Origin of the sequence: Microbacterium sp. NPDC006705, assembly GCF_044903545.1 — a bacterium.
Taxonomy (GTDB): Bacteria; Actinomycetota; Actinomycetes; order Actinomycetales; family Microbacteriaceae; genus Microbacterium; species Microbacterium plantarum.
On the sequence record NZ_JBJDQQ010000002.1, the window covers coordinates 562,082 to 582,432 of the forward strand.

The following is a 20,351-nucleotide window of genomic DNA, read 5'->3' on the forward strand; positions in this document are numbered from 1 at the left end:
TGTCGGAGGCCGCGGTTACGCTGGCAGACGTGTCACGTCGTCTTCGCATCGCCTCCGTCAACGTCAACGGCATCCGCGCCGCCGCCCGCAAGGGAATGCACGAGTGGCTCGAGACCGCCGACGTCGACATCCTGACCCTCCAAGAGGTCCGCGCCCAGGCCTCCGACCTCGCCGCTGCCCTGCCGAACTGGCACTTCGTCTCCGACGAGGCGCTCGCGAAGGGGCGCGCAGGTGTCGCTATCGCCGCCCGTGAGCCCCTCGACGTCTGGCGCATCGAGCTCGGCGACGACGATCTCGACTCGAAGGGACGCTGGGTCGAGGCCGACATCGAGGTCGCGGGCGAGCACCTCACGGTCGTCAGCGCGTACGTCTTCACCGGCGAGGCCGACACCGAGAAGCAGGTCGCGAAGTACGCCTTCCTCGATGCGATGGAGAAGCGGATGCCGCAGCTCGGCGAACTCGCTGTCATCACCGGCGACCTGAACGTCGGCCACCGTGAGTTCGACATCCGCAACTGGCGCGGCAATCGCAAGAAGGCCGGCTTCCTCCCGCGCGAGCGGGCCTATTTCGACCGGTTCACCGCGCCCGCCGGCGTCGAGATCGACACCGTCGACGGCGAGCGGGGCACCGGCCTCGGGTGGGTCGACGTGGGACGTCGGTTCGCCGGCGAGGTCGACGGTCCGTACACGTGGTGGTCCAACCGCGGAAAGGCGTTCGACACCGACACCGGGTGGCGAATCGACTACCACCTCGCCACGCCGCAGCTCGCGGAGCGCGTCACCGACTACCGTGTCGTGCGCGCGCCGTCGTGGGACACCCGGTGGAGCGACCACGCCCCCGTCGTCGCCGACTACGTCTTCCCGGGCTGATCGAGGCGACGGGGCGACGGCCCGCGGGGCGACGCCCGTAGACTCTTCTGGTGACCAAGCCCCGCCTGTACTCCGGAATGCAGCCGTCCGCCGATTCGCTCCAGATCGGCAACTACATCGGGGCTCTCATGCAGTGGCGCGACCTGCAGGAGACCTACGACGCGTTCTTCTCCGTCGTCGACCTGCACGCCCTCACTCAGCCGAATGACCCCGCCGAGCTGCGGGCGAAGACCCGGCGCACCGCGGCGCAGTACATCGCGGCGGGCATCGAACCCTCGCGCTCGACGCTGTACGTGCAGTCGCACGTCCGCGCGCACGCCGAGCTCGCCTGGGTGCTCTCGACCATCACCGGGTTCGGCGAAGCCGGCCGGATGACGCAGTTCAAAGACAAGTCGCAGCGCTACGGCGCCGACGCCACCAACGTGGGGCTCTTCACCTACCCGGTGCTCATGGCCGCCGACATCCTGCTATACCAGACCGACATCGTGCCCGTCGGCGACGACCAGAAGCAGCACGTCGAGCTGACGCGCACCCTGGCCGAGCGGTTCAACTCGCGCTACGGCGAGACGTTCCGCGTGCCGATGCCGGTCATCCAGCAGGACACCGCGCGCATCTACGACCTGCAGAACCCGACCTCGAAGATGTCGAAGTCCGCCGAGTCGGATGCCGGCGTGCTGTGGCTGCTCGACGACCCGAAGGTGTCGGCGAAGAAGGTCATGCGGGCCGTCACCGACTCCGAGGGCTCGGTTCGCTACGACCGCGAGAACAAGCCCGGCGTCTCGAACCTGCTCGTCATCTACGCCGCGCTGACGGGCCGCCAGATCCCCTCGATCGAGGACGAGTACGCCGGTCGCGGCTACGGCGACTTCAAGAAGGGACTGGCCGAGGTCGTCGTCTCCGAGTTCGGACCGGTCCGCGAGCGTGCCCTCGAGCTGCTCGACGACCCGGCCGAGCTCGACCGGGTGCTCGCGTCGAACGCCGCGCGCGCCGACGAGGTCGCCGACCGCACGCTCGCTGACGTCTACGACAAGTTGGGACTGCTGCGTCGTGTCTGACAACGAATCGACCGCGCCCGACGCCGGACTGCCCGCTGCGACCGACGGCAACCAGAACGCGGCGCCGGCGACCACCGCACCGGAGATGCCGGTCGAGCCCGCGCCCGAGCTGATCGAGGCGCTCGATGAGTCGGCCGCCGCATCGAAGGCCTCCCCCGCCGACGCCGCCGTGCAGGAGCGACTCTGGCGCGCCGCCTTCGCGCTCGACCGCTGGCTCTTCATCGCCCGCGGCTCAGACGACGAGCCCACCCCGTTCGCGCTGCGCTCGGACGAGGGCGCCGTGATCTTCGCGTTCTCCACCGCCGACCGCGCCCATGAAGCCGCCCTCGGTTTCGGCCTGCCCGAAGAGGAGGCATCGCGCCTCCTCGCCGTGCCGCTCCCGTCGGCCGCGGCGTGGGTCGCGTCCTACGCCGAGGCCGGCGTCGAAGCGATGGTCTTCGACGCACCCGGCAACGGTGCGATGGCTCCCCTGACGAACCTCGCCGCGATGGCGGTCTACATCTCGCAGAACCCCTCTGCCTGATCCCGGGACGGCCCCGTCCTCGCCGCTGCGGGGGCCCGTCCGCTGCGGGCGGCCCCGTCCCGACCGGCGGGGCTGCCGGAACCCCCGTCGCCACCGACGGGCCTACCGGCACCGTCCTGCGGGGCAGCCGTCCCCGTCCTGCGGGGTAGCCGTCGCGCCGGCGCCCCATCTTCGAGCCGTCCCCGTCCCGTCAACAGGCTCAGCGCCCCACCCGAGCCCCTACGCCCGACCGCGAGCCGTTTCAGCCTGCGCACGGCACGCGGAACAGCAGGCATCCGCACTCCGGTCGCCCGGTCGGCGCGTCGAGCGAGACCTGTCGACCCACCGAGCGAGAACCGCCCCACGGGCCGGGCGGGCCGGAGAACAGCCCTGTCTTCGCGTCATCTCCGTCCCGTCAACAGACTCAGCGCCCCACCCAAGCCCCTACGCCCCACCGCGAGCCGTTTCAGCCTGCGCACGGCACGCAGAGCAGCAGGCATCCGCTGGTAGAAGCGTCAGCGCACGCGAGCCGGCCGCACACCGGATGCGAGAACGCCGCGCACGGCTTCGAGGACCCGATCGGGTCGCCACATGATGTCCGCCGCCATCGGTCGTAGCGTCAGGTAGCCGAGGGCTGCGGCCGCGAGGTCGCGCGCGCTGTCTCGTCGGCGCGCGTCGAGCCCGGAATGATGAGCATCGCTGTCGCACTCCACGATCAACCAACCATCGACGAGCAGATCGACTCGTCCGACTCCAGGTATGCGCACCTGCACCTCGACCGTCTTGGCGATTCCGCGCAGGAGGAGCCGCATGAGCGTCTCTGGTCCGGATTCGGCCCGCCCGTCAATCAGACGCCGGATCGGGCGGTATCGGAGAGGCAGGGCCGCGAAGACGCTGTCGAGATCCGCGGCCTGGAGAAGCCCGAGATGAAGCGCGCTGTCGAGCGTCGCGACGGCAGCTCGGGGTGACTGGCACTGCACCGCGCGGACCAGCGCGTCGATGATGCTCGAGCACGCGAACCATCTGGGGCGCGGAGCGATGGGAGGTGTCCAATGCAGCACCGACTTCGACCCCGCGAGGGTCTCGCGCGTCGGCACGCGCGAGGCCGTCCGCGGTAGCTGCACATGCGGCCCGGCCGGCTCGAGGACGAACACCCCGAGAAGGCGCAACAGGCTCACACAGGTGAGACGACCGCCGAGCGAGACCGCGACGACGACGGTTGGTGGCGCATCCGCGACGAGGTACGAGCCCCGCAGGGGCCTCACAAGTCGCCCGGCGGAGACGGCATCCGCGATGTCGCGCTTGCGGAGACCACCCGCGCGCAGATCGGATGTCGACCAACGACGCAACTCCATGATCTCTGCGGGAAGCCAGGCTGACGAGGCGTGAGGGTCCATGCCGACACGGTGTCGTCCGTGGTCCCGTGCATGGCCTGCGCAGGAGGAAATTGTGAACAGCCAGACTCGCCCGCTGCCTGTGCGGAAGTCGCTGATCCGTGCCACCGACAGGCTCAGGCGCCGCGTTCCGCGCGATGAGAGGCGCCATGGCGCCGCCAGCCTGTTGACGGCACGGCTGGACGCCGCCTGGCACGCACACGACGAGGAGTCCTCCGTCCCGGCGCGGGATGTCGGCTGACCGGAGCTCGATCCCCGGAACAGCTGAAACGCGTGCCGTCAACAGGCTGAGAGCGGGCCCCGGGGGCGCGAGGCACGGCGACACCGGGCTGAGCCTGTTCGCGGCACCGCGACGAAGGCTGGGCACGACCCGAACCGGCCGGCCCGCCTCGGTAGGGTCGGGGGATGAAACCGGTGACCCTCCGAACCGCGCGGCTCGAGCTGTCGACGCCCACTCTCGACGACGTCGACGCGATCACCGCGGCGGCGCAGGATCCCGAGGTCCCGCGCTGGACCACCGTGCCCTCTCCCTACACGCGCGAGCACGCCGAGGAGTTCATCGCGAAGGCTGCGGCCTGGTGGGACGAGCAGTCCGAGCTGACGTGGGGCATCCGCCGGGACGGCCAGTGGATCGGCATGATCGGCCTGCACCGCGTGAGCCCGGAAGGTGCCGCGGAGATCGGGTTCTGGATGAGCGTATCGGCGCGCGGGCACGGCTACCTGAGCGAGGCAGCCCGCGCGGTCATCGACTTCGGCTTCGCCGAGCCGCTGTCGCTCGCGCGCATCGAATGGCGGGCGATCGTCGGCAACGTCGCATCGGCGCGCACCGCGCGCAGCCTCGGCTTCCGGTACGAAGGGATGCTGCGGCGCGGGCTCCCGCACCGCGACGCCCGCCACGACGGCTGGATCGCCGGCGTCCTGCCCGACGACGACCGCGCGCCGCAGCCCTGGCCGATCCTCGCCGACTGAACCACGCCTGAACCAGGCCGCGGTCCGGGCGCAAGCCCGTGCCGCGTGGGGGTGGTGCGTGCCAGGATGACGCCATGCCCGAGATGCCGGAAGTGCAGGGACTCGTCGACTACCTCGGCGGTCGCCTCGCCGGACGCCGCATCACGAAAGCCCGGGTCAGCGCGATCTCCGCGCTGAAGACGTACGACCCGCCGATCGAGACCCTCGAGGGCGCGACGGTGACCGCTGCATCCCGTCACGGCAAGTTCGTCGACCTGGCCACCGACGGCGGCACGCACCTGGTCTTCCACCTCGCCAAGGCGGGGTGGCTGCGCTGGTACGACGCGCTGCCGTCGACCGTCATCCGCCCCGGCAAGACCCCGACCGCGCTCCGCGTCGGCTTCGACGACGACTCGGGGTTCGATCTGACCGAGGCCGGCACGAAGAAGTCGCTCGCGGTCTACGTCGTCCGTGATCCGGCCGAGGTGCCGGGCATCGCCCGGCTCGGTCCCGACCCGCTGGATCCCTCGTTCGACCGCGACACCCTGGCGGGCCTGCTGGCGGGCCGCCGCACCCAGATCAAGGGTGTGCTGCGCGATCAGTCCATCGTCGCGGGGATCGGCAACGCGTACTCCGACGAGATCCTCCACGCGGCGAAGATGTCGCCCTACGCGCTGGCCGCGAATCTGGACGACGCGGAGGTCGACCGGCTCTACACCGCACTCAGCGCGACGCTGGCCGAGGCCGTCGCCGCGGCATCGGGCAAGCCTCCTGCCGACCTGAAGGACGCCAAACGCCGCGGGATGCGGGTGCATGGGCGCCGCGGCGAGGCGTGCCCGGTCTGCGGCGATGAGGTGCGCAGCGTCTTCTTCGCCGACAACAGCCTGGAGTACTGCCCGACGTGCCAGACCGGCGGCAAGCTGCTCGCGGATCGCCGACTCTCCCGCCTGCTCAAGTGACGGCGGAAGTCGGGAATGCCGCAGGCAGCGCCGCGTTGAGTACGATCGGAGTATTGAACGTGCTCCGGGGTCGGTGAGAATCCGAACCGGCGGTGAGAGTCCGCGACCCTCGAGGCCCTCGGGCCGAGAGGTTGATCCGGTGGAATTCCGGGACCGACGGTGATGCGACGCGAGTCGCTAGTCCGGATGAGAGGAAGCACGGCAGCGTTCGCGCTGCGCGCGCCCGCCCGCGTCCCCGGAGACTGACCGAAGGACGAAGGATGCCGGGCACCACCGACCGCGAGATCGCCGCGATGCGTCGCGCTTTCGAGCTCGCCGGCAACGGTCCGCGCGGGCTGAACCCGCAGGTCGGCGCCGTGCTCCTGGCACCCGACGGGTCCGTGCTCGCCGAGGGCTGGCACCGTGGCGCGGGCACTCCCCACGCCGAGGTCGACGCTCTCACTCAGCTCTCCGCCGGCGCGGCCCGCGGCGCCACCGCCGTGGTGAGCCTCGAGCCCTGCAACCACACCGGCCGCACCGGCCCGTGCGCGCTCGCGCTCATCGAGGCCGGCGTGGCGCGGGTGGTCTACTCCGCGTCCGACCCGGGCGACGCATCGGCCGGCGGCGCGCAGCGCCTGCGTGATGCCGGGGTCGACGTCGTCGGCGGGGTGCTCGCCGACGACGGTCACGCGCTCATCCACGACTGGCTCACCGTGCAGCGCCTCGGCCGGCCGCACGTCACCGTGAAGTGGGCGCAGTCGCTCGACGGTCGCGCCGCGGCACCCGACGGCACGAGCCAGTGGATCACCGGCCCCGCCGCACGAGCAGACGTCCACCGCCGGCGCAGCGAGGCCGACGCCATCGTCGTGGGCACCGGCACCCTGCTCTCCGACGATCCCGCCCTGACGGCGCGGCGTCCCGACGGCACTCTCTACGAGCGGCAGCCGATGCCCGTCGTCCTCGGTCAGCGTGCCGTGCCCGACGACGCGCTCGTGCGTCGACACCCGCTGCCCCTCCTGCACCGCGACGGCGAGAACCTCGGCGGCGAGAGCGCGAACGAGCCCTCGCTGATGACGCAGTTGCGTGAGCTCGGGGTGCAGCGCGTCTTCGTCGAGGGCGGCCCGACCATCGCCAGCGCCTTCATTCGGGCAGGGCTCGCCGATGAGATCCTCGCCTACATCGCCCCGACCCTCATCGGCTCCGGCACGGCCGGCGACGACCGCCCGGCGCTGCGTTCGCTCGGCGTCGAGACGATCACCGACCAGCGACGTCTGCGCGTGCGCTCGGTCGAGACCCTGGGCGACGACCTGCTGATCGTCGCCTCCCCCGCGCCCCCGACATCCCCGTCCGAAGGAGACGCCTGATGTTCACCGGAATCATCGAAGAGATCGGCGAGGTCGTCGCCGTCGAGCCGTCGGGCGAGGGCGTGCGGATCACCGTGCGCGCGCCGAAGGCGGTGTCGGATGCCGGCCACGGCGACTCGATCGCCGTCAGCGGTGTCTGCCTCACGGTGGTCGACCAGGGCGACGACTGGTTCACGGCAGACGTCATGCGCCAGACCCTCGACGTGTCGAGCCTCACCGGGATCGAGCCGGGCCGGGCCGTCAACCTCGAACGCGCGCTCGCGGCGCACACCCGGCTGGGCGGGCACATCGTGCAAGGACACGTCGATGGACTCGGCCACGTCCTGGAGGTACGCCCCGGCGAGCAGTGGCGCGTCCTGCGCATCTCCGTGCCCGCCGACCTCGCCCCGCTCGTCGTGGACAAGGGGTCGATCACGGTCGACGGCGTCTCCCTGACCGTCAGCGCCGTGAGCGCCGCCCACGTCGCGGAGGCCTGGCTCGAGGTCTCCCTCATCCCCGAGACGCTCGCCGCGACAACCCTCGGCGACCGGATCGTCGGCGACGCGGTCAACCTCGAGACCGACATCCTCGCCCGACACGTCCAGCGGTTGCTGGCATTCACCACCCTCTCGAACGAAGGAGGCTCCCGATGAGCCTTTCTCCCCTCTCCGAGGCGCTCGACGCGCTGCGGGCCGGAAAGCCGATCATCGTCGCCGACGATGAGAACCGCGAGAACGAAGGCGACGTCATCTTGTCGGCCGCGCTCGCCACACCCGAGTGGATCGCGTGGACGGTCCGTCACTCGAGCGGTTTCATCTGCGCGCCGATGCCCGCCGAGTGGGCCGACCGGCTGGATCTCCCGCCGATGGTCGAGACGAACGAGGATGCCCGCGGCACCGCCTACACCGTCTCGGTCGACGCCGCCGACGGCGTGACCACCGGCATCAGCGCGGCCGATCGCGCCCGCACCCTCACGGTGCTCGCCGATCCCGCGTCGACGCCGGGCAGCGTCATCCGTCCGGGCCACATCCTGCCTTTGCGCGCCGTCGAGGGCGGTGTGCGCGAGCGCAGCGGTCACACCGAAGCGGCGGTCGAGCTGATGCAGCTCGCCGGTCTCGAGCCGGTCGGCGCGATCGCCGAGATCGTCGCAGACGACGGCTCGATGATGCGGATGCCGGGCCTGCTCGAGCTCAGCGAGCGCGACGGCATCCCGGTCATCACGATCGAGCAGCTCATCGCGCACCTCGACGAGACCGACCCGCGTCCCGCCGGGGGTGCCGCTTCGAACCGGCGCCGCGTGAGCCTGCGTGCCGAGGCGCAGGTGCCGACGTCGCACGGCACGTTCCGCTTCCTCGCGTACAAGGACCGCGTCACCGGCACCGACCACATCGCCGTCGTCTCGGGCGACCTCGCAGATGCCGCCCCACTCGTGCGTGTGCACTCGGAGTGCCTCACGGGCGAGGCGTTCGGCTCGCTCAAGTGCGAGTGCGGCCCGCAACTCGATGCCGCCCTCGACGCGATCGACCGCGACGGCGGGATCGTCATCTACATGCGCGGTCATGAGGGTCGCGGCATCGGGCTGATCAACAAGCTCCGCGCCTACCAGCTGCAGGAGCGCGGGCTCGACACCCTCGACGCGAATCTCGCGCTCGGGCTTCCCGCCGACGCCCGCGACTACGCCGCGGCTGCCGGCATCCTCGCCGATCTCGGCGTGGGCAGCATCCGCCTGCTGACGAACAACTCCGACAAGGTGTCGCAGCTGCGCGCGCTCGGCCTCGACATCGCCGAGCAGGTTCCGCTGCTCGTCGGCGTGGGCGCCAACAACCACCAGTACCTCGCCACGAAGCGCGACCGCATGGGCCACATCATCGACGACGCCGAGCTGAGCGCGGCGCTCGCCCGCGGCACCGTGGCGGCCCCCGCGGACGAGACCACCGACCCTCGACAGAACTCGGAGAACATCGCATGAGCGGACACGGCGCTCCCGAACGCCAGAAGATCGACGCGGGCGACCTGAAGGTCGTCGTCGTCGCCGGCCAGTGGCACGACGTCATCACCGACGGACTCATCGCCGGCGCCGAGCGCGTGCTCGAGGAGTCGGGCGCAGCCTGGCGGCTCGTGCGCGTGCCGGGATCGTTCGAGCTCCCGGTCGTAGCGAAGGCCGCGCTCGATTCCGGAGCGGATGCCGTCGTCGCCCTCGGCGTCATCATCCGTGGCGGAACGCCCCACTTCGACTTCGTGTCGTCGGCGGCCACCGACGGGCTGACGCGCGTCGCGATCGACACGGGCAAGCCGGTCGGTTTCGGCGTGCTCACCCTCGACGACGAGCAGCAGGGCATCGACCGGGCGGGTCTGCCCGGCTCGAAGGAGGACAAGGGCGCGGAGGCGGCGGATGCTGCACTGCGCACGGCGCTGACGCTGCGCTCGCTTCGCGGCTGACACTGTGTCGGCACCCCATACCTTCAGCTAGGCTGAGGGTATGGAAACCCTCCGCGGAATCGTCCTCGTCGTCCACCTCATCGGTTTCGCCACGCTCTTCGGCGCCTGGCTCGTCGAAGCCCTCGGCGCCCGCCGCATCACGCGGGTCATGAGCTACGGCCTCCTCGTCGCCGGTGTCGCCGGGCTCGCCCTGGCAGCACCGTGGGGAACCGACCACGAGTTCAACTACGTCAAGATCACCGTCAAGCTCGTCATCCTGCTCGTGATCGGTGCGCTGCTGGGCATCGGCTCGGCCCGCCAGAAGCGCACCCAGGCGGTTCCCGCCGCCATCTTCTGGCTGATCGGAATCGGCACGGTGGCCAACGTCGCGATCGCGGTGCTCTGGCGCTGACGCCCCCGGACTGCGGTCCACCACGCGCGGATGCCGCGACTCGGAACACCGGGTCGCGGCATCCGCCGTAGAATGGACGATCGTGCGTCGCCGACACCGTCGACGCCGCCGGTGATCCCCGCGTCGAACGTCCGCCGCACCACCCCGCCTCGGACGTCCGCCCACCGGCACGCTCCCACGAGGGCGCTCACCCGTTCTCCCAGACAGGCATCACACCGCACATGTCATCCGCCACCGCGGCTCCCACCGCGCCCGCGAACCCCCGTTCCCGCGTCATCACCGCCAGCCTCGTCGGCACCACGATCGAGTTCTACGACTTCTACGTCTACGCGACCGCGGCGGTCCTGGTCTTCCCGATCCTCTTCTTCCCGAGCGACGACGACACCGCGTCGCTCCTCGCCTCGTTCGCGGTCTTCGGCGCCGCGATGATCGCGCGTCCCATCGGCGCCGTCGTCTTCGGCCACTTCGGCGACAAGTTCGGCCGCAAGGCGACCCTCGTCGCCTCGCTCCTCACGATGGGCATCGCGACGATCCTCATCGGATGCCTCCCCACCTTCAACGACATCGGCTGGTGGGCGGCGCTGCTGCTCCTCGTGCTGCGTCTCGCGCAGGGCTTCGCCCTCGGCGGCGAATGGTCGGGAGCGGCGCTCGTCGCCACCGAGAACGCCCCGAAGGGCAAGCGCGCCTGGTACGGCACCTTCCCCCAACTGGGCGCGCCGATCGGTTTCATCATCGCGAACTCGGTCTTCCTCGTGATCTACTTCGCGCTGCCGCACCCCGACGGCCCGGCCCAGCGTTCCGAGGAGTTCCTCGCCTGGGGCTGGCGCGTGCCGTTCCTGTTCTCCGCCGTCATGGTCATCGTCGGCCTGTGGGTGCGCCTCAAGCTCGTCGAGAGCGAGACGTTCTCGAAGGCGGAGAAGACCGGCGCCATCCGCAAGTTCCCGCTCGGATCCGTCATCCGCGGACACTGGCGCGCGCTGATCCTCGGCACCTTCATCATGCTCGCGACCTACGTGCTCTTCTACCTGATGACGAGCTTCACCCTCGCGTACGGCACCAAGCCGACCCTCGAGACCGCGCAGGCGACCGCCGAGGCATCGGGCGCGGCCTTCGACGCGGCGGCCTACGTTCCGGGCCTCGGGTTCGGGTTCACCGACTTCGTCATCATGCAGATCGTCGGCGTGATCTTCTTCGGCATCTTCACGCTGCTGTCGGGCCCCGTCGCCGACTCGATCGGCCGCCGCAAGCTGCTGCTGTGGGTCACCGGCGTCATCGCGGTGTTCGGCCTGCTGTTCGCGGTCTTCCTCGCACCGCAGCTCGACCCGAAGTTCACCGGGGCGCTCGTCCAGGCGTTCCTCGTGCTCGGCTTCATGCTCATGGGCGCGACGTTCGGCCCGATGGGCGCGCTGCTCCCCGAGCTGTTCCCGACCAACGTTCGCTACACCGGCTCGGCCATCTCGTACAACGTGGCGTCGATCCTCGGTGCCGCCGTCGCGCCCAGCATCGCGACGACCCTGTGGGCGCTCGCTGGCGGCTCGACCTGGCTCGTCGGCGTGTACCTCACGGCCTCCGCCGTGCTCACCTTCATCGCCCTGTGGCTGTCGAAGGAGACCAAGGACTCCGAGTACGACGCGAACATCGGCGAGGCGGCAGCCACACGCTGATCCCCGCCTCGGACGACGGATGCCGCGGGCCCTCGGGCTCGCGGCATCCGTCGTCTCTGCGCGGTCGCGGCGCGTCAGTCGAGGAACAGGGCGCGCAGCCGCTTGGTCGTGAATACGAGACCGAGCGCGATCATCACGACGAAGTAGAGCACGTGCCACAGCATTCCGGCGGAGAGGATGCCGGTTGTCAGCCCGCGGATCAGCTCGACGCCGTGCCACAGCGGCAGCGCCTGCACGATCACCTGCACCCACTCGGGATAGACCGTGATCGGGTAGAAGGTCGCCGAGAACAGGAACATCGGCAGCAGCACGAGGTTGATCCAGTCCATGTGCTGGAAGGTCTTCATGTAGCTCGTGACGGCCATGCCGATGCTCGCGAACCCGAAGGCGATGAGCAGCACCGCCGGGAGGGCGAGCACGGCGGTCCATGCGAGGTTCAGCCCCAGCACCTGCATGATGATCATGAAGCCGGTGGCGTAGACGAGACCGCGAAGCAGCGCGTACAGGATCTCGCCGAGGGCGACGTCGAGCGGCCCGAGCGAGGTCGACAGCATCCCCTCGTAGAGCTTGCCGTAGTTGAGCTTGAAGAAGACGTTCCACGTCGAGTCGTACACGGCACCGTTCATCGCCGAGACCGCGAGCAGCGCGGGAGCGATGTACGCCGCGTACGGGACCTCGGCTCCCGACGAGGTCTCGACCTCGCCGATGAGGGCGCCGAGCCCGATGCCGAGAGACGCGAGATAGAACACGGGCTCGAAGAAGCCCGAGAGGACGACGATCCAGCTCGACGAACGAGCCGCGATGAGACCGCGCTGCACGACCGCGCCCGGGTTGCCGGCCCACAGTGCGCGTACGCCCCCGCGGCGGCCCGTCGGCGTCTCCGGCGCGATCACGGCGCTCATTTCGCGAGCCTCTCGGTGAAGACACGGCGGCCCCAGAGGTAGCCGACGGTGGCGAGCGCGAGCAGGTAGAGCACGTGCACGGCGATCATCCCGACGCCGATGTCGGCCCCGTAGGTCGCCGCGCGCCCCAGCTCAGCGCCGTGCCACAGGGGCGAGATCCAGGCGATCCACTGCAGGCCGATCGGAAGTGTCTCCACGGGGTAGAAGGTGCCCGAGAAGAGGAACATCGGCATGAAGATGAAGCGCTGCACGAGGGCGAACTGCCCCTTGTCGTCTTGGATGGAGCCCGCATACGCCATGAGCGGGATGCCGAAGGCGATACCGGCCGCGACACCGGCGAGGATCGACAGCCAGCCCGTCGCGGGGTTCGGGACAGCGCCGAACGGCAGGAGCCAGATGAAGAGGTAGTAAGCACCGACGGCGACGATCATCCGCGCCGTCGCACCGATGATGACACCGTTCGCGATCTGCGGGCTCGACAGCGCCGACGCGTTGAATCCGTAGAAGTAGCGGCGCCACTTGAAGCCCGCCATCACCGGATAGGTCATCTCCTCGGAGGCCACGGCGATCGCGGCGGTGACGAGCAGCGCCGGCGCGACGAACGGGAGATAGCCGACCTCCTGGCCGTGGGAGGAGATCGGCGCGGTGATGAGCGCCGCGAGCCCGACGGCCAGCCCGAGCAGATACATGATCGGCTGCCCGACCGCGCCGACGACGATCGTCCAGCCGTAGGCGCGCATCGCACGGACCATGTGCTCGGCGACGTACCAGGTGCCGTAGCGCCGGGGCTTGCGCCCACCGGCCATCGCCTCGGCCCGGAGATCGTCGAGCGTGGGGTGCGCGGTCTGGGTGCTCATTCGATCAGCGACCGTCCGGTCAGGCGCAGGAAGACGTCTTCGAGGCTCGATCGGCGCACGAGGCTCGTGAGCGGCGTGAGCCCCACCGCCGAGACACGCTCGAGAGCCGCCTCACCGTCGTGCGCGTAGACGAGGATGCGGTCGGGCAGCACCTCGACGCGGTCGCCGATGCCCCGCAGCTGAGCGGCCGCGGACTCGTTGCGGTCGGACCCGAAGCGCACCTCGAGGACTTCACGGCTCGAGTGCTCGCGGATGAGCGAGGCCGGCGTGCCCTCGGCCATGATCCGGCCCTTGTCGACCACGATGAGCCGGTCGCACAGCTGCTCGGCCTCGTCCATGTAATGCGTCGTGAGCACGAGCGTCGTGCCGCGTTCCTTCAGCCGGAACAGCCGGTCCCACAGCACGTGGCGGGCCTGGGGGTCGAGGCCCGTCGTCGGTTCGTCGAGCAGCAGGATGCGCGGGTCGTTGATGAGGCCGCGCGCGATCGTGAGGCGCCGCTTCATGCCGCCCGACAGCTGATCGACCTTGTTCTTGGCCTTGTCCTCCAGCTGCGCGAACGCGAGCAGCTCGTCGGCCTTCTCGTGGCAGACCTTGCCCGGAAGACCGAAGTACCGCCCGTAGATGTAGAGGTTCTCGCGGGCGTTCAGCTCGCCGTCGAGGTTGTCCTGCTGGGGCACCACCCCAAGCCGGGATCGGATCTCGGGGCCGTAGCGATCGGGATCGAGCCCGAGGATCTGCAGGTCGCCGCCGCTACGGGTGGACACCGCGCCGATCATCTTCATCGTGGTCGACTTTCCCGCGCCGTTCGGGCCGAGCAGCCCGAAGGACTCTCCGGGCGCCACCTCGAACGACAGGTCGTCGACGGCGACGAAGTCGGGCTTGCCCTTCACGGCATAGGTCTTGCGCAGCCCACGGGCGGAGATGACGGATTCTGGCACGCGACAACACTAGCGACGACGTCCGACGACGACCGGGGCCGCGGTGCGCGAGAATCGCACGCATGGACCGCATCCTCACCACTGCCGCTGAACTCCGGACCGCCATCGGGGCGGGCCGCTACCCCGACGGCGGCCCCGTGCGGGTGCTCGACGTCAGGTGGTGGCTCGACCGCCCCGACGGACGCCCGGCGTTCCGCGCGGGCCACATCCCCGGCGCGCGCTACGCCGACCTCGACACCCAGCTCGCTGAGCACGGCGAGCCGACGGAGGGCCGGCATCCGCTGCCCTCCCCCGAGACGCTGCAGGCCGCCGTGCGCGACTGGGGCATCGACGAGGGCGACACCGTCGTGGTCTACGACGATGTCGCCAACCTGGCGAGCGGCCGCGCCTGGTGGGTGCTGCGGGATGCCGGCATCGCCGACGTCCGGGTGCTCGACGGCGCCCTCGCCGCCTGGATCGACGCGGGGTTCGACCTCGAGGAGGGCGACGCGGCAGACGTGCGTCCGGGTACCGCGGTCGTCTCGCCCGGCGAGTTGCCGGTGCTCGGGATCGACGACGTCCTCGATCAGGCCCGCACCGGTCTGCTGCTCGACGCCCGCGCGGGCGAACGGTTCCGCGGCGAGGTCGAGCCGATGGACCCGCGCGCCGGCCACATCCCGGGGGCGGTGTCGGCGCCGACGACGCAGAACAGCGATGAGTCGGGGCGGTTCCGGAGCTCGGACGAGCTGCGCGAACGGTTCGCGGCGCTGGGCGCAGAACCCGGCGCGACGGTCGGCGTCTACTGCGGCTCGGGCGTCAGCGCCGCGCACGAGGCCATCGCCCTCAGCCTCGCGGGATACCGGCCGGTGCTCTACCCCGGCTCGTGGAGCCAGTGGTCGCAGCATCCCGATCGACCCATCGCGACGGGCGCCTGACGGCTTGGGCTCGGCGGTCGCCGCTACCCTGTCGACATGATGACCGCCACCGCAGACCTCTATGACGAACGCGGCGACGAGCTCGACTCGCTCGGCGTCCAGTTCCTCGACCTCGGCGGCCGGACCGCCTTCGCGGGACCGATCCGCACCGTGCGCTGTCATCGCGACAACGCGCTCGTGAAGCGCGTGCTCGCGACGCCGGGCGGCGGCGCCGTTCTCGTCGTCGACGGCGGCGGATCGCTCGAGTCGGCTCTCGTGGGCGACCTGATCGCCGCGTCGGCGGTCGAGAACGGCTGGGCGGGCATCATCGTGAACGGGGCGATCCGCGATCGTGTCGCGATCGCGTCGCTCGACCTCGGCGTCAAGGCGCTCGGCTCGAACCCCCGCAAGAGCGCGAAGGAAGGCCTCGGCGAGGTCGACGTTCCGGTCACCATCGGCGGCGTGGTCTTCACGCCGGGCCGACACGTCTGGGCCGACGCCGACGGCGTTCTCGTCGAGCGCTGAGGGGCTAAGCAGTCCGCTCCAGCGAGAGCGCGTAGATGGTGGGGTCGCCGGCGAGGTCCATGGTGACGCTCACCCCCGGCTGCTCGACGGTCACGTCGAAGGCGATCGTGCTGTTGTCGCACGTCACGGGATCGCCCGATGACGCGCTGTCGATCGGGCCCGCGGTCACCGTGATCGTGCCGGCACCACGGCACGCGACCTGCGCCTGGTACGTCCCGGCGGGGAGCGACGAGAACTGCGACGTCTGGTGTGCGGACGTGTGCTGGCTCAGCCACCCCGACAGCGTCCCCATGCCGGTGGTGTCCGAAGACCGGGGCACCGCTGTCTTGGCCCAGTCCGCGATCTCATCGACCGGCAGGGGCAACTGCTGCTCGTCGGTGCGCGCGTCGGATGTCGGCGTGGGAGATGGCGTGGAACCGACGGATGCCGACGGCTCTGCCGCTTCGCCGTCTGCAACCGGACCGGTGCAGCCGGTGAGCGTGAGCACGACGAACGCGGCCGCGGCGAGCGGTGCCGCCTGACGTTTCGTGATCGAACGCATCCGGGCACTCTTCCATCGATACCGCGGACGGACAACCACCCTCGATGAAAGAAGTACGGTCGAAGGAGAGAGCTTCGCCGAACCGAGGGAACCGCATGTCCGACACCCGCAGCCGCCTGCGCGGCGGCCGCCGCCGCACCGACGAGGGCCCGCGCGCCCGCCTGTCGCAGCTGCTCCCGTACCTGTTCGAGCACAAGGGCGTGCTGGTGGCGGTCGCGGTACTCAGCATCGTCGAGGCGGTGGCCACGCTCGGCCAGCCGCTCGTCGTCGGGCAGGTCATCGAGCGTGTGCAGGTGGGTGACACCCTCGGCATCCTCGTGTGGGCGCTCGTGATCCTCGTCGTCGTCTCGTCGGCCATCGGCGCTTTCCAGCACTATCTGCTCCAGCGCACCGGCACGGCGGTGGTGTTCTCCAGCCGCCGCCGGCTCATCGCACGCCTGCTCCGACTGCCGATCTCGGAGTTCGACGCCCGACGCACCGGCGACCTGGTCTCGCGCGTGGGCACCGACACGACCCTGCTCTACGCCGTGCTCACCCAGGGGCTGGCCGACTCGGTCGGCAACGCGCTCATCTTCGTCGGCGCGATCGTCGCGATGCTCTTCATCGACCCGCTGCTGCTGCTGCTCATCGTCATCGTGATCGGAGCCTCGGTCGCCGTCGTCGTGGGTCTCAGCACCCGCATCCGTCGCGCCACGCGCGAACAGCAGGAACGGGTCGGCGAGCTGGCCTCGGGTGTCGAGCGGGCGATCGGATCGATCCGCACGATCCGCGCCGCCGGAGCGACCGAGCGCGAGGAGGCCGCCGTCACGGGGGCCGCACGCCAGGCTTATGACGCGGGCGTGCGCGTCGCGAAGGCGTCGGCCCTCGTCGTGCCCGTCGCGGGCGTCGCGCTGCAGCTGTCACTGCTCGTCGTGCTCGGCGTCGGCGGATACCGCGTCGCCTCGGGCGCCATCTCGATCGCGAGCCTCGTGACGTTCGTGATGTTCCTGTTCTTCCTCGTGCAGCCGCTCGCGTCGTTCCTCGGGGCGATCACCTCCGTCAATCAGGCGCTCGGCGCGCTCGGCCGCATCCAGGAGGTGCTCGACCTGCCCACGGAGGAATCGGCCGATCCGGATGCTGCAGCCACCGTAGCCGTCTCGGGCGACAGCGATGTCGCGATCGAGTTCCGAGACGTGCACTTCCGATACCCCGAGGCCGTCGTCGCCGCCCGGCGCTCGGCATCCGACGAAGCGTTGCGCACCCTCGCGGACGCACGCGTCGACACCTCGGCGGTCGCTGCGGTCACGGCCGATGAGACGGGTTCGCCGGCGAACGGCGCAGACGCCGCCGCCTCGTCCGCAGCGACAGCCGGAGCGACCGCCGTCCCCGAGGGCGAGGTGCTCCGCGGCGTGAGCTTCCGCGTTCCCCGCGGTGCGCGCGTGGCCCTCGTCGGTCCCTCGGGTGCGGGCAAGTCGACGACCCTCGCCCTGATCGAGCGGTTCTACGACGTCACCGGCGGAGCGGTGCTCGTCGGGGGTGACGACATCCGGTCCCTCCCCCGGGCCGAGCTGCGCGCGCAGCTCGGCTACGTCGAGCAGGACGCCCCCACCCTCGCCGGCACGATCGCCGACAACCTGCGCCTCGCCTCGCCCGGGGCTACGGACGCGGAGTGCGAGCGTGTGCTGCGCGCCGTCAACCTCGGCGATGTGCTCGAGCGCAGCGAGCTCGGTCTTCAGGCGCCCGTCGGCGAGGCGGGCGTCATGCTCTCGGGCGGCGAGCGTCAGCGCCTCGCGATCGCCCGCGCGCTGCTCGCTGCGCCCCCGATCCTGCTGCTGGACGAGTCGACGTCCTCGCTCGACGGACTCAACGAACAGCGGATGCGCGAGGCGATCGACGCCGTCGCGACGGGCCGCACCCTCGTGGTCATCGCGCACCGGCTCTCGACCGTCGTCGACAGCGACGTCATCGTGGTGCTCGACCACGGCCGGGTCGTCGGCCAGGGCACGCACTCCGAGCTCGTCGCCACGGTCCCGCTGTACCGCGACCTCGCGAAGCACCAGCTCTTGGTCTGACGCCGAGAACGCACCATCGCCGCGAACGCGCACCCTTTCCGGTGCGTTCTCGCGGCGACGGTGTGTTCTCGTGGCGGGCCGGGGTCAGGCCCGGTGGCCGAGGCGGTAGCGCAGGGCCTCGAGCTCGGCACGCAGGGCCGCGGGCAGCCGGTCACCGAAGGTGTCGTAGAACTCTTCGGTGAGATCGGCCTCGCGCAGCCACGATTCCGTGTCGACCGCGAACAGCTCGTCGAGATCGCGCTGCGGCACCTCGATGCCGTCGAGGTTGAGATCCTCGGTGAGCGGGAGGCGTCCGATCGGGCTGTCGACCGCGCCGACCTCACCGTTCAGGCGGCGGACGATCCAGTCGATGACGCGCGAGTTGTCACCGAACCCGGGCCAGAGGAAGCGCCCGTCGCCGCCCTTGCGGAACCAGTTCACCTGGAACACCCGCGGGGCCCGGTCGAACCGCAGCTGCTGCCCGACCTTCAGCCAGTGGGCGAAGTAGTCGCCCATGTTGTAGCCGCAGAACGGCAGCATGGCGAAGGGGTCGCGGCGCAGTTCCCCGAGCGTCCCCTCGGCCGCCGCCGTGCGCTCCGACGAGATGTTCGAGCCGATGAAGATGCCGTGCGTCCAGTCGGTCGCCTCGACGACGAGGGGGACGTTCGTCGCCCGGCGACCACCGAAGAGGATGGCGTCGAGTGGCACGCCCTCGGCGGCATCCCAGTCCGACGCGATCTGCGGGCACTGAGCGGCGCTGACGGTGAAGCGCGAGTTGGGGTGCGCGGCCGGCCGACCCGAGTCGGGGGTCCAGGGCTTGCCCTCCCAGTCGATGAGCTCGGCGGGCGCCTCATCCGTGAGGCCCTCCCACCAGACGTCGCCGTCGGGACGCAGCGCCACGTTCGTGAAGATCGTGTTGCCCCACAGCGTCTCGACCGCCGTGACGTTGGTCGACTCGCCGGTGCCCGGCGCGACGCCGAAGAACCCGGCCTCGGGGTTGATCGCCCACAGCCGCCCGTCGGATCCCGGACGCAGCCACGCGATGTCGTCGCCGAGGGTCTCGACGCGCCAGCCCGGGATGGTCGGGCGCAGCATGGCGAGGTTCGTCTTGCCGCAGGCCGAGGGGAACGCCGCGGCCACGTGGTACGCCTTGCCGGCCGGGTCGATGACCCGGATGAGCAGCATGTGCTCGGCGAGCCAACCCTCATCGCGGCCGATCACCGACGCGATGCGCAGCGCGAAGCACTTCTTGGCGAGGATGGCGTTGCCGCCGTAGCCCGACCCGAACGACCAGACCTCAAGGGTGTCGGGGAAGTGGACGATGTACTTCTCGTCGTTGCACGGCCACGCGACATCCGCCTCGCCGGGCGCCAGCGGCGCGCCGACCGAGTGGACGGTCTTGACCCAGGGCTTGCCGGCGGCGATCTCGTCGAGCACGGCCGCCCCGACGCGGGTCATGATGCCGATCGACGCCACCGCGTAGGCGCTGTCGGTGACCTGCACGCCGATGTGCGAGAGCGGGCCGCCGAGCGCCCCCATCGAGAACGGCACGACGTACATCGTGCGCCCGCGCATCGAACCCGCGAACAGGGGCGTGATGGTCGCCCGGATGTCGTCGGGTGCGACCCAGTTGTTGGTGGGGCCGGCATCCTCCTCGCGCTCGGACGCGATGAAGGTCCGCGCCTCGGTGCGGGCGACGTCGCTCGGGTGCGAGCGCGCGAGGTACGACCCGGGCCGCCACTCGGGGTTGAGCTTGATGAGCTTGCCCTCGTCGACCATCTCGCGCAGCAGTGCGTCGTTCTCGGCCGCCGACCCGTCGACCCAGTGGATCCGATCGGGCTGCGTGAGCGCGGCGATCTCGTCGACCCAGGCGACGAGATCGCCGAGAGGACCGGATGCCGCCGACGGCCGGGCGCCGAGGTCGGGCCGCGCGCGGCGGGGAGCGGCGCCCGCTGCGGTTGTGCCGGTGACGGCGGGGCGGGTGAAGAGGTCGGCGATGGCCATGTCGGTCTCCTACGTCGGCGGCGAGATCGGTGATACCTGACGATTCCAACGCACGAACACCCCGTCTTGCGGCGTTTAATGCCTTCAAGAAACCCGATTCTTTCCCTATGATCAAGGA

The 20,351-nt window shown here is 70.6% G+C and carries 20 protein-coding genes; 14 read left to right on the plus strand and 6 right to left on the minus strand.

The features are described from left to right. Nucleotides 1-29: 29 nt before the first annotated feature. The 3 genes from ACI2K6_RS13230 to ACI2K6_RS13240 are packed head-to-tail and all read left to right on the plus strand — an operon-like array spanning nt 30 to nt 2,447. Nucleotides 30-869, plus strand: a complete 840-nt coding sequence (locus ACI2K6_RS13230; RefSeq protein WP_112617418.1) for an exodeoxyribonuclease III — start codon at nt 30-32, stop codon at nt 867-869. 50 nt (nt 870-919) lie between these two features. Continuing rightward, a complete protein-coding gene (gene trpS, locus ACI2K6_RS13235) occupies nt 920-1,924 on the plus strand; it encodes a tryptophan--tRNA ligase (protein WP_112617419.1) in 1,005 nt (334 codons plus the stop codon). Further along, complete coding sequence (locus tag ACI2K6_RS13240) at nt 1,917-2,447, plus strand: hypothetical protein (RefSeq protein ID WP_404568802.1); 531 nt, start codon at nt 1,917-1,919, stop codon at nt 2,445-2,447. The genes trpS and ACI2K6_RS13240 overlap by 8 nt, the downstream gene beginning before the upstream one ends. 494 nt (nt 2,448-2,941) lie before the next feature. On the opposite strand, the gene ACI2K6_RS13245 is transcribed toward ACI2K6_RS13240, so the two are convergent. Further along, on the minus strand, nt 2,942-3,823 hold the full coding sequence (locus ACI2K6_RS13245) for an endonuclease domain-containing protein (RefSeq protein WP_274178924.1): 882 nt from the start codon (nt 3,821-3,823) through the stop codon (nt 2,942-2,944). 402 nt (nt 3,824-4,225) lie between these two features. On the opposite strand from ACI2K6_RS13245, the gene ACI2K6_RS13250 reads away from it, so the two are divergent. The 8 genes from ACI2K6_RS13250 (at nt 4,226) to ACI2K6_RS13285 (ending at nt 11,543) form a co-directional block, all read left to right on the plus strand. Next, a complete protein-coding gene (locus ACI2K6_RS13250; RefSeq protein WP_404568803.1) occupies nt 4,226-4,789 on the plus strand; it encodes a GNAT family N-acetyltransferase in 564 nt (187 codons plus the stop codon). Between the two features lie 74 nt (nt 4,790-4,863). Beyond that, nucleotides 4,864-5,727: an Fpg/Nei family DNA glycosylase gene (locus ACI2K6_RS13255; RefSeq protein WP_404568804.1), complete on the plus strand. Its 864-nt coding sequence runs from the start codon at nt 4,864-4,866 to the stop codon at nt 5,725-5,727. Between the two features lie 260 nt (nt 5,728-5,987). Further along, nucleotides 5,988-7,070, plus strand: a complete 1,083-nt coding sequence (ribD, locus tag ACI2K6_RS13260) for a bifunctional diaminohydroxyphosphoribosylaminopyrimidine deaminase/5-amino-6-(5-phosphoribosylamino)uracil reductase RibD (RefSeq protein ID WP_274178926.1) — start codon at nt 5,988-5,990, stop codon at nt 7,068-7,070. Further along, entirely contained in the window at nt 7,070-7,702 is a 633-nt protein-coding gene (locus ACI2K6_RS13265; protein ID WP_354450003.1) for a riboflavin synthase, read from the plus strand. Before ribD ends, ACI2K6_RS13265 begins: the two co-directional genes overlap by 1 nt. Next, nucleotides 7,699-9,018: a GTP cyclohydrolase II gene (ribA, locus tag ACI2K6_RS13270; RefSeq protein ID WP_404568805.1), complete on the plus strand. Its 1,320-nt coding sequence runs from the start codon at nt 7,699-7,701 to the stop codon at nt 9,016-9,018. Before ACI2K6_RS13265 ends, ribA begins: the two co-directional genes overlap by 4 nt. After that, entirely contained in the window at nt 9,015-9,488 is a 474-nt protein-coding gene (gene ribH / locus ACI2K6_RS13275) for a 6,7-dimethyl-8-ribityllumazine synthase (protein WP_112617425.1), read from the plus strand. The genes ribA and ribH overlap by 4 nt, the downstream gene beginning before the upstream one ends. A 40-nt stretch (nt 9,489-9,528) precedes the next feature. Then, nucleotides 9,529-9,879, plus strand: coding sequence for a Fe-S protein (locus tag ACI2K6_RS13280; RefSeq protein ID WP_274178928.1), 351 nt, complete (start codon nt 9,529-9,531; stop codon nt 9,877-9,879). Nucleotides 9,880-10,100: 221 nt separating this feature from the next. Next, on the plus strand, nt 10,101-11,543 hold the full coding sequence (locus ACI2K6_RS13285; RefSeq protein ID WP_269267903.1) for an MFS transporter: 1,443 nt from the start codon (nt 10,101-10,103) through the stop codon (nt 11,541-11,543). A 74-nt stretch (nt 11,544-11,617) separates the two neighbouring features. Here ACI2K6_RS13285 and ACI2K6_RS13290 read toward each other — a convergent pair whose 3' ends face one another. Genes ACI2K6_RS13290 through ACI2K6_RS13300 form a run of 3 tightly spaced genes read right to left on the minus strand, consistent with a single transcriptional unit; the run spans nt 11,618 to nt 14,240 of the window. Further along, the gene (locus tag ACI2K6_RS13290) at nt 11,618-12,445 is read right to left on the minus strand and encodes an ABC transporter permease (RefSeq protein ID WP_404568806.1); all 828 of its coding nucleotides are present in this window, start codon (nt 12,443-12,445) and stop codon (nt 11,618-11,620) included. Next, on the minus strand, nt 12,442-13,302 hold the full coding sequence (locus tag ACI2K6_RS13295; RefSeq protein WP_404568807.1) for an ABC transporter permease: 861 nt from the start codon (nt 13,300-13,302) through the stop codon (nt 12,442-12,444). Before ACI2K6_RS13295 ends, ACI2K6_RS13290 begins: the two co-directional genes overlap by 4 nt. Beyond that, nucleotides 13,299-14,240: an ABC transporter ATP-binding protein gene (locus ACI2K6_RS13300; protein ID WP_112617431.1), complete on the minus strand. Its 942-nt coding sequence runs from the start codon at nt 14,238-14,240 to the stop codon at nt 13,299-13,301. The genes ACI2K6_RS13295 and ACI2K6_RS13300 overlap by 4 nt, the downstream gene beginning before the upstream one ends. A 62-nt stretch (nt 14,241-14,302) precedes the next feature. On the opposite strand from ACI2K6_RS13300, the gene ACI2K6_RS13305 reads away from it, so the two are divergent. Further along, nucleotides 14,303-15,154: a sulfurtransferase gene (locus tag ACI2K6_RS13305; protein WP_404568808.1), complete on the plus strand. Its 852-nt coding sequence runs from the start codon at nt 14,303-14,305 to the stop codon at nt 15,152-15,154. A 36-nt stretch (nt 15,155-15,190) separates the two neighbouring features. Continuing rightward, nucleotides 15,191-15,658: a ribonuclease E activity regulator RraA gene (rraA, locus tag ACI2K6_RS13310; protein WP_404568809.1), complete on the plus strand. Its 468-nt coding sequence runs from the start codon at nt 15,191-15,193 to the stop codon at nt 15,656-15,658. A gap of 4 nt (nt 15,659-15,662) precedes the next feature. Here the strand turns inward: rraA and ACI2K6_RS13315 are convergent, their stop codons facing one another. After that, entirely contained in the window at nt 15,663-16,199 is a 537-nt protein-coding gene (locus ACI2K6_RS13315) for a hypothetical protein (protein ID WP_404568810.1), read from the minus strand. A 95-nt stretch (nt 16,200-16,294) separates the two neighbouring features. Here ACI2K6_RS13315 and ACI2K6_RS13320 point away from each other — a divergent pair, with 95 nt between their 5' ends. Then, on the plus strand, nt 16,295-18,250 hold the full coding sequence (locus tag ACI2K6_RS13320; RefSeq protein ID WP_282501403.1) for an ABC transporter ATP-binding protein: 1,956 nt from the start codon (nt 16,295-16,297) through the stop codon (nt 18,248-18,250). A gap of 84 nt (nt 18,251-18,334) precedes the next feature. On the opposite strand, the gene ACI2K6_RS13325 is transcribed toward ACI2K6_RS13320, so the two are convergent. Then, nucleotides 18,335-20,233, minus strand: a complete 1,899-nt coding sequence (locus ACI2K6_RS13325) for a phosphoenolpyruvate carboxykinase (GTP) (RefSeq protein WP_404568811.1) — start codon at nt 20,231-20,233, stop codon at nt 18,335-18,337. Between the last annotated feature and the right edge of the window lie 118 nt (nt 20,234-20,351).